The sequence below is a fragment of the Pseudomonas sp. R28(2017) genome (assembly GCF_002112505.1).
Classification (GTDB): domain Bacteria; phylum Pseudomonadota; class Gammaproteobacteria; order Pseudomonadales; family Pseudomonadaceae; genus Aquipseudomonas.
Window position 1 is genome coordinate 293,854 of sequence record NZ_NEHW01000002.1, and the last position, 13,888, is coordinate 307,741.

The 13,888-nt window shown below is 65.3% G+C and carries 13 protein-coding genes; 5 read left to right on the forward strand and 8 right to left on the reverse strand.

The window, feature by feature from the left end; genetic code table 11:
* The first annotated feature begins 231 nt into the window (after positions 1 to 231).
* Together CAF78_RS04085 and CAF78_RS04090 are read left to right on the forward strand one after the other, a co-directional pair.
* Positions 232 to 1,731: an NCS1 family nucleobase:cation symporter-1 gene (locus tag CAF78_RS04085; protein WP_085674450.1), complete on the forward strand. Its 1,500-nt coding sequence runs from the start codon at positions 232 to 234 to the stop codon at positions 1,729 to 1,731.
* Between the two features lie 11 nt (positions 1,732 to 1,742).
* Positions 1,743 to 3,026 (forward strand): Zn-dependent hydrolase, encoded by a 1,284-nt coding sequence (locus CAF78_RS04090; protein ID WP_085674449.1) that lies wholly within the window; start codon positions 1,743 to 1,745, stop codon positions 3,024 to 3,026.
* A 259-nt stretch (positions 3,027 to 3,285) separates the two neighbouring features.
* Here CAF78_RS04090 and CAF78_RS04095 read toward each other — a convergent pair whose 3' ends face one another.
* The 3 genes from CAF78_RS04095 to CAF78_RS04105 form a co-directional block, all read right to left on the reverse strand.
* Entirely contained in the window at positions 3,286 to 4,248 is a 963-nt protein-coding gene (locus tag CAF78_RS04095) for an MBL fold metallo-hydrolase (RefSeq protein WP_085674447.1), read from the reverse strand.
* 60 nt (positions 4,249 to 4,308) lie between these two features.
* A complete protein-coding gene (locus CAF78_RS04100) occupies positions 4,309 to 4,872 on the reverse strand; it encodes a lipocalin family protein (protein ID WP_085674445.1) in 564 nt (187 codons plus the stop codon).
* A gap of 174 nt (positions 4,873 to 5,046) precedes the next feature.
* Positions 5,047 to 5,682 (reverse strand): dihydrofolate reductase family protein, encoded by a 636-nt coding sequence (locus CAF78_RS04105; protein WP_085674442.1) that lies wholly within the window; start codon positions 5,680 to 5,682, stop codon positions 5,047 to 5,049.
* Positions 5,683 to 5,843: 161 nt separating this feature from the next.
* Here CAF78_RS04105 and CAF78_RS04110 point away from each other — a divergent pair, with 161 nt between their 5' ends.
* Positions 5,844 to 6,656, forward strand: a complete 813-nt coding sequence (locus tag CAF78_RS04110; protein ID WP_085674440.1) for a crotonase/enoyl-CoA hydratase family protein — start codon at positions 5,844 to 5,846, stop codon at positions 6,654 to 6,656.
* Between the two features lie 36 nt (positions 6,657 to 6,692).
* Positions 6,693 to 7,523, forward strand: a complete 831-nt coding sequence (gene nudC, locus CAF78_RS04115) for an NAD(+) diphosphatase (RefSeq protein ID WP_085674438.1) — start codon at positions 6,693 to 6,695, stop codon at positions 7,521 to 7,523.
* Here the strand turns inward: nudC and CAF78_RS04120 are convergent.
* From CAF78_RS04120 to CAF78_RS04140, 5 genes are all read right to left on the reverse strand, one after another.
* Positions 7,491 to 8,270: a TSUP family transporter gene (locus tag CAF78_RS04120; RefSeq protein WP_085674436.1), complete on the reverse strand. Its 780-nt coding sequence runs from the start codon at positions 8,268 to 8,270 to the stop codon at positions 7,491 to 7,493. The genes nudC and CAF78_RS04120 overlap by 33 nt on opposite strands.
* 202 nt (positions 8,271 to 8,472) lie before the next feature.
* Positions 8,473 to 9,303, reverse strand: coding sequence for an alpha/beta fold hydrolase (locus tag CAF78_RS04125; protein WP_085674434.1), 831 nt, complete (start codon positions 9,301 to 9,303; stop codon positions 8,473 to 8,475).
* Positions 9,304 to 9,495: 192 nt separating this feature from the next.
* Positions 9,496 to 10,848 (reverse strand): glutamine synthetase family protein, encoded by a 1,353-nt coding sequence (locus tag CAF78_RS04130; protein ID WP_085674432.1) that lies wholly within the window; start codon positions 10,846 to 10,848, stop codon positions 9,496 to 9,498.
* A gap of 9 nt (positions 10,849 to 10,857) precedes the next feature.
* Complete coding sequence (locus CAF78_RS04135; RefSeq protein ID WP_085674430.1) at positions 10,858 to 11,409, reverse strand: helix-turn-helix domain-containing protein; 552 nt, start codon at positions 11,407 to 11,409, stop codon at positions 10,858 to 10,860.
* The gene (locus CAF78_RS04140; RefSeq protein WP_085674428.1) at positions 11,402 to 12,691 is read right to left on the reverse strand and encodes an FAD-binding oxidoreductase; all 1,290 of its coding nucleotides are present in this window, start codon (positions 12,689 to 12,691) and stop codon (positions 11,402 to 11,404) included. Before CAF78_RS04140 ends, CAF78_RS04135 begins: the two co-directional genes overlap by 8 nt.
* 259 nt (positions 12,692 to 12,950) lie before the next feature.
* Here CAF78_RS04140 and CAF78_RS04145 point away from each other — a divergent pair, with 259 nt between their 5' ends.
* Positions 12,951 to 13,838 (forward strand): LysR substrate-binding domain-containing protein, encoded by an 888-nt coding sequence (locus CAF78_RS04145; protein WP_085674426.1) that lies wholly within the window; start codon positions 12,951 to 12,953, stop codon positions 13,836 to 13,838.
* The last annotated feature ends 50 nt before the right edge of the window (positions 13,839 to 13,888 follow it).

The window sequence follows — 13,888 nt, forward strand, 5'->3', positions numbered from 1 at the left end:
AGGCGAGGGGATAACCGTGCCCGCGCCTGCCGCGCAACAATGCTTTGCAGATCAGTTGATTACCTCCGGTCGGCGGCGGCCGGCCGGGTAGGCGCAGGCCAACCCGGCACGCAATTTGAGTACGGCCACAACCGCCAGGCCGGACCGGAGGAGCAGTACTGGTGGTGTGTGTACTCCGGCCATCGCGTTAGCCCGATGAGCAAACAACTAGAAGAAACTGGAGAAGGCCCCATGCAACAGAGCAGATCGGAAGTGATCGAGCAGGCTGGCCTGTTCGAGCTGTCCGCGGGCAGTGACGTCCTCGACAGCCCGCGCTACAACCATGACATCGCGCCGACCAAGGTGCACCAGCGCACCTGGAACAAATGGCACATCACCGCGCTGTGGGTGGGCATGTCCATCTGTGTGCCCACCTACACCCTCGGCGGCGTGCTCACGGCCTACTTCGGCCTGAGCGTGGGCGAGGCACTGCTGGCGATTCTGCTGGCCAACCTCATCGTGCTGATCCCGCTGACCCTCAACGCCTTCCCCGGCACCAAGTACGGCATCCCGTTCCCGGTGCTGCTGCGCTCGTCGTTCGGCATCTTCGGCTCCAACGTGCCGTGCCTGATCCGCGCGGTGGTGGCCTGTGGCTGGTTCGGCATCCAGACGATGTTCGGCGGCCTGGCCATCCACCTGTTCCTCGGCTCGATCTTCGACGGCTGGAAGGCGCTGGGCGGTACCGGTGAGGTGATCGGTTTCATGGTGTTCTGGGCGCTGAACCTGTGGGTGGTGCTGCGCGGCGCCGAGTCGATCAAGTGGCTGGAAACCCTGTCGGCACCGCTGCTGGTGGCGGTCGGTTTCGGCCTGCTGTTCTGGGCCTTGCCGCACATGTCGATGAGCGAACTGCTGGCGCAGCCACCCAAGCGCCCGGAAGGGGCCAGCGTGATCGGTTACTTCTGCGCCGGGCTCACCGCCATGGTTGGCTTTTGGGCCACCTTGTCGCTGAACATTCCCGACTTCAGCCGCTATGCAAAGAGCCAGAAGGACCAGATTCTCGGGCAGATCTTCGGCTTGCCGCTGACCATGTTCCTGTTCGCCGCGCTGGGTGTGGTGATGACCGCCGCCTCGGCGTCGCTGGTGGGTGAAACGGTGTCCGACCCGGTCAGCCTGATCGGCAAGATCCACAGCCCCGGCTGGGTGGCGCTGGCCATGGCGCTGATCGTGATCGCCACGCTATCGACCAACACGGCCGCCAACATCGTCTCGCCAACCAACGACTTCCAGAACATCGCCCCGCGCCTGATCGGGCGTAGCCGTGCGGTGTGGCTGACCGGTTTCATCGGCCTGGCGCTGATGAGCCACGAACTGCTGAAGAAGCTTGGCTGGATCGTTTCCGACCTGAGCCTGGAGAGCGTCTATTCCAACTGGTTGCTTGGCTACTCCAGCCTGCTCGGGCCGATTGCCGGGATCATGGTGGTGGACTACTTCCTGATCCGCCGCCAGCAACTGGACTTGGCCGGCCTGTACCGCGATGACGTGTACCCGGCATGGAACTGGGCGGGCTTCGCTGCCTTTGCCTTGCCGGTGGCGCTGACCGTGCTGGCCATCGGTAACAGCAGTTTCAGCTGGTTCTACGACTATGGCTGGTTCACCGGGTCGCTGCTGGGCGGGGCGCTGTACTACGCCCTGGGTGGCGTGGCGGTGCGTGGGCCGGCGATTGCGCCAGTACAAACCAATAAAAATGCCTGAGGAGAAACACCATGAGCCAATCCCAGCATGTGCTGAAATCCACCGAGCGCCACGTCGATAGCGCGCGCCTGTGGCAATCGCTGATGGACCTCGCCCGCCTGGGCGCCACGGCCAAGGGAGGCGTGTGCCGGTTGGCGCTGACCGACCTCGACCGCCAGGCCCGCGACCTGTTCGTCGAATGGTGCGAGGCCGCCGGTTGCAGCGTCAGTGTCGATGGGGTGGGCAATATCTTCGCCCGCAGGCCTGGGCGCAACCCCAAGCTGCCACCGGTGATGACCGGCAGCCATATCGACACCCAGCCCACTGGTGGCAAGTTCGATGGCTGTTTCGGGGTGATGGCCGGGCTTGAGGTGCTGCGTACCCTCAATGACCTGGGCATCGAGACCGAGGCGCCGCTGGAAGTGGTGGTGTGGACCAACGAAGAAGGCTCGCGCTTTGCGCCCTGCATGATGGGGTCGGGTGTGTTCGCCGGCAAATTCACCCTGGAAGAAACCCTGGCCAAGCGTGATGCCCAGGGCGTGTCGGTCGGCGAGGCGCTGAACGCCATTGGCTATGCCGGCCAGCGCGCGGTGCTCGGCCACCCGGTAGGCGCCTACTTCGAAGCGCACATCGAACAGGGGCCGATCCTCGAAGACCAGGCCAAGACCATCGGCGTGGTCCTCGGCGCCCTGGGGCAGAAGTGGTTCGACCTGACCCTGCGCGGCGTCGAAGCCCACGCCGGCCCGACCCCGATGCACCTGCGCAAGGACGCCCTGGTGGGCGCCGCGGCCGTGGTCGAAGCCGTCAACCGCACCGCTCACGCGCACCAACCTCATGCTTGTGGCACGGTCGGTTGCCTGCAGGCTTACCCCGGCTCGCGCAACGTGATCCCGGGTGAAGTGCGCATGACCCTGGACTTCCGTCACCTGGAAGGCGATCAGCTGGATGCGATGATCGCCGAGGTGCGTACGGTGATCGAAGCTACCTGTGCCAAGCATGGCCTGAGCCATGAGCTGGTCCCCACGGCGGACTTCCCGGCGCTGTACTTCGACCGTGGTTGTGTCGATGCCGTGCGCCAGTCGGCGCAGGCGCTGGGCCTGCCGCACATGGACATCGTCAGCGGGGCGGGGCATGACGCGATCTTCCTTGCCGAGCTGGGGCCGGCGGGAATGATCTTCGTGCCTTGCGAAAACGGCATCAGCCACAACGAGATCGAGAACGCCACGCCAGAAGACCTGGCGGCGGGTTGCGCGGTGTTGCTGCGAGCCATGCTGGCGGCGTCGGAGGCGATCGCCAGCGGGCGCCTGGCGGCATAACGACGCGCTGCGGGGGGCTGCTGCGCAGCCCTTCGCGGGCAAGCCCGCTCCCACAGGGATCGCGCCAGAGTCCAGAAATTGAGCAAGACAGTTGCTCCCACAGGGTATGCGGACCGTTTGCGAACTCAGTTCTCTGCGCGACAGCGCAGCCCACAGGGCTGGGTGATCTCTCGCAGGTACTGCACATGCATCGAAATTTGCGCAGTACCTGTGGGAGCGGGCTTGCCCGCGAATGGGCTGCCAGGCAGCCCCGGCGATCTCAAGCCGAGACGGCCACCAGCAGCCCATCACGCCCGATGTGGTAACGCTGCAGGTCTCGCGCCAGGGTCAGGTGCCCGGTGTAATGGGCCAGCGCCTCATCACGCACGTCATCAATGCACGGGCTGCGTTTCGGATCCCCCTGGTACCGCGCACTGAAATGCGTGAGCACCAGGTTCCGCACCCGCGCCGCTTCAGCGAACTGCGCCACCGCCGCCGCCGTGCTGTGGCCAAACGCATTGCCGCTGCGCTCGACGATGGGCAGGGTGTACGTTGCCTCATGCACCAGCACGTCGGCATCCTGGGCGGCCTCGGCGAGCAACGCCGGATTATCGTTATCGCCGCAGACGATCACCCGCCGCGGTGGCCGGGAGGCTTTCAGGTAGTCACGCGGATCGAGCCATTGCCCGTCGTGTTCGACCACCAGCCCCTTGGCCAGCTCACCCCACAATGGCCCGCGCGGGATTCCTTCGGCCTCCAGCCGCTGAACATCCAGGCGTGGTTCGGGGTTCAGTTCGGTGAACACGAAGCCAACGCTCGGTACCCGGTGCGACAGCTGCACGGTACTGACCTGTAGGTTACCGCTTTGCCACTGCCCCAGGCCCTCGACCGGCAACATGCGCAGCTCGAACGGCAGGTGGGTTGCGCTGGCTGCCAGGCTCAGGCGCACCCAGTCCTGCAGCGCGCCCGGCAGGATCAGGTCGAGCGGCTCGCTGCGCCCGGCCATCCCGGCGCTGGCCAGCAGCCCAGGCAGGCCGAAGCAATGGTCGCCATGCACATGGGTGATGAAGATGCCGCGCAGGTCGCGCATCGAGAGCGAGCTGTGCAGCAACTGGTGCTGGGTGCCTTCGCCGCAATCGACCAGGTACCAGTGCTTGCCGCTGGCTTCGATGACGGCAGTGGCGCTGACGTTGCGGGCTTTGGTGGGCACCCCGGAGGAAGTGCCCAGAAACTGCAGGTCCAATGTTTCGCTCCGTGCGTGGGGGAGCCACACCTTAGACGCAAAGCAGCGGCGCGTCGATGTTCAGGGCACGGCAGGGGTGTCCTGGCGCCAGATCAGCTTGCTGGTGTCATAACCCTGCTTGCGGGCAATCGCCACCAGTTGGTCACGCGTCTGGTCGGTGATCGCCGGTGTGCGCGACAGCAGCCACAGGTATTCGCGGTTGGGGTGGCCGACCAGCGCCACGCGGTAGTCGTTGTCGTGGTACAGCACCCAGTATTCACCCTTGGTCAGGTCCGGCGCCAGGCGGCTGAACCAGTTGTCGAAGCGCACCCAGAGCTTGTCGGTTTTGCCCGGGACCTGGGCTTCGGCAATGCCGCGGGCCTCGTTCCATTCGCCGTCCTTTTCCTTGCAGCGGTTGGTCACGTCGATCCGGCCATCCTCGCGCAAGCCGTAATGGGCTTCAGACTGCACGCAGTTGCGCTGGAAGAACATCGGCAGGCGGGCCAGCTCGTACCAGGTGCCTTGGTAGCGCTGCAGGTCGACCTGCTCGGTGGTCGGCGGGGTGTGGTGGTCGTCGTTGGAACCGACGCAGCCCATCAGGGCCAGGGTCATGCAGGAAAGCATCAGGGCCGTGCGCATCGCCATGGCAAACCTCCTGTCAGCGAGTGTGGGGCTCTCTTTGGGTTCGATGCGGGCTCGGCGTAAAAGTTGTATCGGGTCTCCCTGGTTTGAGTTTTCTGGCGCCTGTGAGATCGAGCGCCGCCCGCGCGGCGCTCGATCTCACAGGCGCTGAAAATGCCAAGGCAAGCGCCCCGGCCCTCACCCATTCTCCGGCGGCAAATCAAACGACCCGGTCTCAACTTCCCCCGCCCGCACATAGCGGGCGATGATCACGCCCTTCGGCGTCACCTGCGAATGTACCAGGGTGAAAACCCCAGGTGCAGCATCGTCGCCAAACAAGCGCTTGCCATGTCCCAGCAACACGGGGTGAATGAGTAACTGCAGCTCATCGACCAGGCCAGCGGCAAGCAGTTGCTGCACCACATCGGCACTGCCCTGGGTCAGCAGGTCAGCGCCATCCTGCTGCTTCAGGGCACGTACCGCCGCGACAATATCCGCGCCCAGCGCATGGCTGTTGTGCCAATGGAGGCTGTCACGGTCATGGGTGGCGACATGCTTGGCCACGCTGTTGAACAGGTTGGCGATGGAAAAATCCTCAGTGTCGTCCTTCACCTTCGGCCAGTAGCCGGCAAAAATGTCGTAGGTGCGCCGGCCGAGCAGCAATTCGAAAGGCTGGCTGAACAGCGCCTGCATGGCCTGGCCGAACACTTCCTCGGCATGGGGCACGAGCCAGCCGCCAAAGGTGAAACCGCCGCTGGTGTCTTCCTGAGGGCCGCCGGGGGCCTGCATGACGCCGTCGAGGCTGACAAAGGCGGCTACGATGAGTTTGCGCATGGGGCTCTCCTGAAAGGCTTGAAGGGGGTGATGATTCACCTATGGTCGAACGGCGCACGGCGATTTCGACAAGGCATGCAGTCCCGTTTTTGGCACAAGCACGGTCACGCGCCTGGGTTACCATCCACGCTGTGAACCCTTAACCCACAGGAGTGCCGCCCGTGACCGAGTACACCGCGTTCAAGGTCGAACTGACCGACAACATCGCCCATGTGCAGATCAACCGCCCGGAAAAGATCAACGCGATGAACGCGGCCTTCTGGGCGGAAATCGTCGACATCTTCCAGTGGATCGAGGACACCGATGCCGTGCGTGCGGTGGTGATCAGTGGCGCCGGCAAGCATTTTTCCGCCGGTATCGACCTGATGATGCTGGCATCACTGGCCGGGCAGATGGGCAAGGACGTTGGCCGCAATGCACGCTTCCTGCGCAAGACCATCCAGCGCCTGCAGGCGTCCTTCAATGCCGTGGACAACTGCCGCAAGCCGGTGCTGGCGGCGGTGCAGGGTTACTGCATCGGTGGCGCCATCGACCTCATCTCCGCCTGCGACATGCGTTACTGCAGCCGCGATGCGCAGTTCTCGATCAAGGAAATCGACATGGGCATGGCCGCCGATGTCGGCACCTTGCAACGTTTGCCACGTATCATCGGCGACGGCATCATGCGTGAGCTGGCCTTCACCGGGCGCAATGTGGAAGCCGACGAGGCGCTGCGCATCGGCTTGGTCAACCGGGTCTATGATGATCAGGCCGCGTTGCTCGACGGGGTCTTTGCCATTGCCCGCGAGATTGCCGCAAAATCGCCGATCGCCGTGGCCGGCACCAAGGAAATGCTCAGCTACATGCGTGACCATCGCATCGACGATGGCCTGGATTACATCGCCACCTGGAACGCCGCGATGCTGCAGTCCGAAGACCTGCGCGTGGCCGTGGCGGCGCACATGAGCAAACAGAAACCGTCGTTCGCCGACTGACCGGGCCGGGGGACGCGCAGTAAAGGAACCCCCGACATGTCAGCTCGCTGGACTACCGCAGTACTCGACCCACAGATCACCGGGGGGCTGGCCGTGGCCCGCAGCCCGGAAGGGTTCCTGGTGGACGCCAACGGCGCGCTGTTCCCCCGCGACTGGCTCAAGCGCCAGGACCTGGACGTGCTGTGCGAACACGGCATCGGCCATTTCGACGGCGAGCCGGTATTCCTGCTGGAACTGCGCAGCGCCGTCGAGGTGCCGGGCTGCAGCTGGCGCAGCCTGCGTGCGTTCATGCTGGAAGGCGACTTCGACACCTACAAAGTACTCGGCTATGCCGCACAGATCGGCACCTGGGCCCGCGAGCACCGCTTCTGCGGCAGTTGCGGCCAGGCGATGACGCAGATCCGCTGGGAGCGGGCGATGTACTGCCAGCCCTGCGACCTGCGCAGCTACCCGCGCATTTCGCCGAGCATGATCGTGCTGGTGACCCGTGGCGACGAGATCCTGCTGGCCCGTTCGCCGCGCTTCGTCACGGGGGTGTACAGCACTCTGGCGGGCTTCGCCGAGCCGGGCGAGTCGGCCGAGGACTGCCTGGTGCGCGAGGTGCGCGAAGAGGTGGCGGTGGAGGTGCGGAACATCCAGTACGTCGGCAGCCAGTGCTGGCCGTTCCCGCATTCGATGATGCTGGGCTTCCATGCCGAATACGCCGGGGGCGAGATCGTCATGCAGCCGGACGAGATCGAGGACGCCAAGTGGTTCAGCGTCCATGACCTGCCGCCACTGCCGGCCGGGCGCTCCATCGCCCGGTATCTGATCGACCTATATGTGGCGCGGCGGTTAGGCCTGCCCGAACCAGTGCTGCCACGCTAGGCGCACGGTCAACGCGAGCACCACGGTGATGAACACCGGGCGGATGAACTTGCTGCCGCCGCTGATCGCCGTGCGTGCGCCGAAGAAGGCGCCGACCATCACCGACAGGCCCATGCACAGGCCGACGATGTAATCCACCTGCCCGGAAATGATGAACACCGTCAGCGCCGCGATGTTGCTGACGAAGTTCATGCTGCGCGCCACGCCGCTGGCACGCACCAGGTCGATGGGGTAGAGCAGCAGCGTGCTCACGGTCCAGAACGCACCGGTACCCGGGCCGGCCACGCCGTCGTAGAAACCCAAGGTGAAGCCTTGGGGAAATTGCCATTTCTTCTTGATCGGCGCATCGGCATCCAGCGGCGCCTTGGGCGTGCCGCCGAACAACAGGTAGACACCGCAGGCGAAGACGATCACCGGCAGCATCTTGTTCAACCACTCGGCCGGCATGTAGTGCGCCACCACCGCACCGATCGAGGCGCCGACCAGCGTTGCGAACAAGGCTGGGCGCCATTGCGCCGGGTGGAACAGCTTGCGCTTGTAGTAGGTGAAGCCAGCGGTGGCCGAGCCAAAGGTCGAGCTGAGCTTGTTGGTGCCAAGCACCAGGTGCGGCGGCATGCCGGCGGTGAGCAGCGCCGGGGTGGTCAGCAGGCCGCCGCCGCCGGCGATGGCATCGATGAAACCGGCGACGAAGGCGACCAAGGCGAGGATCAGCAGGGTGAGCGGTTCTACGGTGAGTTCGAAGGGCATGGGTGTCTGGCAGGCAGAGGGCAGGGCGTGCGGCAAATGGCCGCGCTGGAAGAGGACATGGTAAGCCTGGGCGCAAACGGTTGCCAGTGCCGGCCTCTTCGCGGGCTTGCCCGCTCCCACAGGATCATCACAGGTTTCGAGCACTCTGCAGTACCTGTGGGAGCGGGCAAGCCCGCGAAGAGGCCGGTACAGGCTAATTACATCAACTCTGGATGAACGCCAGCAGATCCGCGTTGATCACATCGGCATGGGTGGTCGGCATGCCGTGCGGGTAGCCTTTGTAGGTCTTCAACGTGCCATTGGGCAGCAACTTGGCCGAAAGCGGTCCGGAATTCTCGTAAGGCACGATCTGGTCATCATCACCATGCATCACCAGCACGGGCTGCTGGATGCCCTTGAGGTCCTCGGTGAAGTCGGTCTGCGAGAACGCCACGATGCCATCGTAATGCGCCTTGGCGCTGCCGATCATGCCTTGGCGCCACCAGTTGCCGATGATGCCCTCCGACGCCTCCACACCCGGCCGGTTGTAGCCATAGAACGGCCCGGCCGGCACATCGCGGTAGAACTGCGCGCGGTTGCTGGCGACCTGGGCCTGGAAGCCGTCGAACACCGATTTGGGCAGACCGCCGGGGTTGGCCGGTGTCTGTACCATCAGCGGTGGCACGGCGGCAATCAGCACGGCCTTGGTCACCGGGTCACCGGGGTGGCGCGCCATGTAGCGCACCACTTCGCCGCCACCGGTGGAGTGGCCGACATGCACCGCGCCCTGGGTGCCGAGGTGGGCGACTACGGCAGCCACATCGTCGGCATAGTGGTCCATGTCGTGGCCGTCCCAGACCTGGCTGGAGCGCCCGTGGCCGCGGCGGTCGTGGGCGACCACGCGAAAACCTTTGGCCAGGAAGAACAGCATCTGCGCGTCCCAGTCGTCAGCGCTGAGCGGCCAGCCGTGGTGGAAGTGGATGACCGGCGCGTCGCGCGGGCCCCAGTCCTTGTAGAAGATCTGAACGCCATCCTTCGTTGTTACGTAGCTCATGGTCGTGTCTCCTCAGTGCAGGAACCGAAGTGAGCTATTGAGAATAGGAGGGATTTCGTTCGGCTACCGGATTTGTTGTGGCAGGACCGGCCTGTTCACGGGCACGCCCGCTCCCACAGGTCCTGCGCTTGCCTCAAGGCTTGTGCGACACCTGTGGGAGCGGGCGTGCCCGCGAACAGGCCATCACCTATGTCACATGAACCAGCGGTACTCCCGCGCACTGACTTCCTGCATGAACGCCAGATGGTCCTGACGCTTGTTCTCGCAATACACCATCACGAACTCTTCACCCAGCCCCTCGTTGACCGCCGGGTGGCTGCGCATGGCCGTGACTGCGCCGAGCATGTCTTTGGGGAAATCGATGCCGCTGCTGCGATCTTCGTTCAGCGGCGCAATCGGTTCCTGCCCGGCATCCAGCCCATGCTCCATGCCACACAGGATCGCTGCCAGCACCAGGTACGGGTTGGCATCCGCCCCCGCCAACCGGTGCTCGATACGCAGGTTGCGCGCATCCGATTCGGGAATGCGAATGCACGCATCGCGGTCTTCGAAACCCCAGCTCGCGCGGCTGGCGGCGTTGACCATGGCGCCATAGCGGCGGAACGCATTGTGGTTGGCGGCGAAGATCGGCATGCAGTGCGGCAGCAGTGCCAGACAGCCGGCCACGGCATGGCGCAACGGGCGTTGCTGGTCGGCGGCCAGCAGGTTGTTGCCGGCCTGGTCGTACAGGCTCACGTGCACATGCATGCCGCTGCCCGGTGCCTGCAGGTAGGGCTTGCTCATGAACGAGGCGCGCAGCCCGTGCTTGAGCGCGACACCCCGGGTGCTGCGGCAGAACAGGGCGGCCCAGTCGGCGGCTTGCAGGCCGTCGTCGCAGTGGCCGAAGTTGATCTCGAACTGGCCGGGGCCCAGCTCGGCGGTGATGACGTTGGCATCCACACCTTGCGCATTGGCGGTCTCGACCATGTCGTGCAGCACCTCGCTGAAGCGCGACAGCCGTTCGATGTGCATGTTGGGCTGGTCGTCCGGGTCATCGCTGAGCGGGTCGCGGGGGAACTGTGGCAGGCCCTGCTTGAGCGCCCGGTCGAACAGGTAGAACTCCAGCTCGAACGCCACCACCGGGCGAATGCCGCGACGTTCCAGGCGCTGCAGCACACGGGCAAGGACCTCGCGGGGTTCGAACTCGATGGGTGCGGCGGTGCCGTCGGAGCTGATCAGCATCTGCCCCAGCGGTTCGCGTTCCCAGCTCACCGGCTTGAGCGTGCCGGGGATCAGGCGGCGGATGGCATCCGGGTCGCCGTCGTTGAAGCAGTAGTCGCCAATCGGGAACAGCCCGCCTTGCACACCCAGCAGCACGCAATTCTGCGGCAGCTTCAACGGGCTGCCAGCGGCGACTTTTTCCAGCATGTCGATGGGGTAGCGCTTGCCATAGAAGTGCCCGGGGATGTCCAGGCTGAGCAGGTCGACATGGCTGACGTCGGGATACTGGGCACGGAACGCGCGGACTTCACTGAGCAGATCGGGAAAGCCTGTTGTTTTGGTCATGCTGTGCTCTCATCGGAATACCCAGAGGACGCGGGTCGTCTGGTCGGTCAGGTTGGCGTAGCGAAAGTGGCGGTTGGGCGGCAGCTGAAAGCTGTCGTTGGGCGCGAGGGTCACGGCTTGCTCGTCGTCGGCGAGCCAGAGGGTCAGTTCACCTTCCAGGACGAAACCGCCTTGCTCGGAGCTGTCATCCAGATGCCCCTCGCCACTGCTGGCACCGGGTGCCAGGTGGCTTTCGAGCATGGCGAAACGGCCGTTGAGGGTGGGCGAGACCAGCACGTCGCTGATGCCTTCGGCGTAGTAAATGGTGCGTCGCTCACCGGGGCGAGTGACCCAGTCCAGCGCGGGTGGCTGGCTGGCCTGGTAGAAGTAGGTAGTCGGCACCTGCAAGGCTTCGCTGATCGCCGTGAGGTCGGCCACGGTGGGCTGCGACAGGCCGCGCTCGACCTGGGACAGGAAGCCCAGCGAGCGCTTGACCTTGCCCGCCAGTTCGTCGAGGGTCAGGCCGCGGTGCTTGCGCAGGTCGCGGATCAGCAGGGCCAGGCCCAGGGCGTCTTCAGACATGATCGCGCATCCTGTACCAGGCCTTGGCCGCCGCTTCCAGCGGTGCGGCCAGCAGGTCACCGCCTGGGAAGCGGCCGTTGTCGATGCCCTGGTACAAGGCCAGCAGGTCGTCGTCGCCGAGGATTGCATCGCTGACTGCTCGCGCGGCGGCCAGGGTGGGCAGTACGCCGTGGCCGGAGAAGCCTTGCAGCCAGTAGCGCAGGCCTGCGCGGCCGACGTCCGGGGTGCGCTGGATGCTGCAGTCGATATGGCCGCCCCAGGCATAGTCGATGGCCACTCCGGCCAGTTGCGGGAACACCCGTTCCAGGTAGGGGCGGGTCGCGCTGGCGACGTCCTTGGGGATGCCGCCCAGGTAGGTGCAGCCGCCGCCGAACAACAGGCGGTGGTCGGGGGTGAGGCGGAAGTAGTCGGGCACGAACTGGTTGTCGATCACGCAACTGTTGCGTGGCAGCAGCGAGCGGGCGAACTCGGCATTGAGCGGCGCGGTGGCCACTTGGTACGAGCCGACGGGCAGCAGCCGGCGCGACAGGCCGCGGTCGAGGCGGTCGATGTAGGCGTTGCAGGCCAGTACCAGCACCTCGCAGCGCACCTGGCCGTGTTCGGTACGGGCCACATAGCCGTTGGCGCCTGGCTGATAGTCGAGGACCTGGCTCTGCTCGAAGATGCGCCCGCCATTGGCTTCGATCGTGGCGGCCAGGCCCTGGGCCAGTTTCAGCGGGTTGAGGTGCGCGCCCCTGGCGTCGTACAGCGCGGCCTGGTAGCGCGGGCTGTCGATCCATTGTGGCAACTCGTCGCGACCGATCAGGCGCAGGGCATCGTAGCCCCATTTGTGTTCGGCGTCGTGCAGGGCTTCTTCGAGCAGCTTTATCCGCCGTGGCAGCACTGCCGTCCACAGGCTGCCGAGCCGGTAGTCGATGTCGAAACCATGGCGCAGGGGCAGTTCGCGCATTTCGTCGGCGGCCCAGCACATGCTGTCCCACAGGCGCCGGGTGCGTTCCACGCCCAGGGCTTTCTCCAGTGGCGGCATGTCGCACGACCAGCCCAGCAACGCCTGGCCGCCGTTACGGCCGGAGGCGGCCCAGGCGACCCGGCTGGCTTCCAGCAGGGTCACGCGCTTGCCGGCCAGCGTCAGGCGCAGCGCGGTATGCAGGCCGCTGAAGCCAGCGCCGATGATCAGCACATCGGTGTCATGCGGGCCTTGCAGGGTAGGGCGCAGGGGGATGCTGGCGGGGTAGGTCTGGGCGTAATAGCTGGCGACGTGCTGGGCGGATTGCTTGAACATGCCTTGGCCTCGTGAAATTTATTGTGGTTATTTTCATGAAAATCTAGCAGGGTTTTTTCATGGCGCCAGGGCCGTTCGTCTTTGCGTTGTCGTTGGATATATGATCCGGGGGCCGCTTTGCGGCCCATTCGCGGGTCAAGCCCGCTCCCACAGAGGTCGCGCTAGCCCCGAATCCTGTGGCAACCCGCGAATCCTGTAGGAGCGGGCTTGCCCGCGAATGGGCCGCATTGCGGCCCCTTAGGCCCTGACAGGAAAAACAATGCGCCGCCTGCCTTCCCTGACCGCCCTGCGCACCTTCGAATGCGCCGCCCGCCATGGCCATTTCGGCCGCGCTGCCGCTGAGCTGTGCGTCACCGACAGCGCCGTCAGCCACCAGATCCGCCAGCTTGAAGAGCAGCTCGGCGTCGCCCTGTTCGAGCGCGTGGGCCGGCAGGTACGCCCCAGTGCCGAAGCCGAACGCCTGCTGCATCACTTGCAACAAGCCTTCGAGCTGATCGGCAAGGCCTGCGACGAGCTGCGCGACCCAGCTTCGCAGGCGGTGCTGCGGGTGGCGGTGACAGCGGAGCTTGCGCAAAAATGGCTGGTCGCGCGCCTGGCCGACTTCAGCAGCCGTTACCCGCACATCACCCTGCACCTGCACGATCAGCCGATCGATGCCGGAGCCCCGGCGCTGGACGTCGACCTGGCCATCACCTACGGCACCAGTGCCCTGGACGGCAGCACCCACTTCGTTCGGCCGCTGCCGCTGCTGCAGTTCTTCCCCGTGTGCAGCCCCGGCCTGTTCAACCAGGGCGGGCTCAAGCGCCCGCGTGACCTGGTGCGTCACTGCCTGTTGCACGATGATCAGGATGGCCGCACCTGGACCACCTGGCTGGCCACCCACGCCGAGGACGCCCTGCCCACCCGCCAGCTGTATTTCCCCCATGCCGCGCTGGCGCTGGAGGCTGCACTGCTGGGGCAGGGCGTGGCGATGGGCGACAACCTGACCTGCCAGGCCGACCTCCAGAGTGGCCGGCTGGTACGTCCGTTCAGTGCCAGCGTGACGGCCCAGGGGCAGTACGCGCTGGTGTGTGAACGGCTGCGCCTGGAGCGCGCGCCGGTAGCCGACTTCATCGAATGGTTCATCGAACAGCTGGGCGATAGCTGAATTCAATTCAACTATCACTGAGTTTTCATCGTTGGATGCCGCCAGCGAGG

Excerpts from the sequence above, each read along its gene's own strand:
- CAF78_RS04085 (WP_085674450.1), top strand. The coding sequence starts at position 232 with ATGCAACAGAGCAGATCGGAAGTGATCGAGCAGGCTGGCCTGTTCGAG.
- CAF78_RS04090 (WP_085674449.1), top strand. The coding sequence starts at position 1,743 with ATGAGCCAATCCCAGCATGTGCTGAAATCCACCGAGCGCCACGTCGAT.
- CAF78_RS04100 (WP_085674445.1), bottom strand. The coding sequence starts at position 4,872 with ATGGCGATGCGCACGGCCCTGATGCTTTCCTGCATGACCCTGGCCCTG.
- CAF78_RS04105 (WP_085674442.1), bottom strand. The coding sequence starts at position 5,682 with ATGCGCAAACTCATCGTAGCCGCCTTTGTCAGCCTCGACGGCGTCATG.
- nudC (WP_085674438.1), top strand. The coding sequence starts at position 6,693 with ATGTCAGCTCGCTGGACTACCGCAGTACTCGACCCACAGATCACCGGG.
- CAF78_RS04120 (WP_085674436.1), bottom strand. The coding sequence starts at position 8,270 with ATGCCCTTCGAACTCACCGTAGAACCGCTCACCCTGCTGATCCTCGCC.
- CAF78_RS04125 (WP_085674434.1), bottom strand. The coding sequence starts at position 9,303 with ATGAGCTACGTAACAACGAAGGATGGCGTTCAGATCTTCTACAAGGAC.
- CAF78_RS04130 (WP_085674432.1), bottom strand. The coding sequence starts at position 10,848 with ATGACCAAAACAACAGGCTTTCCCGATCTGCTCAGTGAAGTCCGCGCG.
- CAF78_RS04135 (WP_085674430.1), bottom strand. The coding sequence starts at position 11,409 with ATGTCTGAAGACGCCCTGGGCCTGGCCCTGCTGATCCGCGACCTGCGC.
- CAF78_RS04140 (WP_085674428.1), bottom strand. The coding sequence starts at position 12,691 with ATGTTCAAGCAATCCGCCCAGCACGTCGCCAGCTATTACGCCCAGACC.
- CAF78_RS04145 (WP_085674426.1), top strand. The coding sequence starts at position 12,951 with ATGCGCCGCCTGCCTTCCCTGACCGCCCTGCGCACCTTCGAATGCGCC.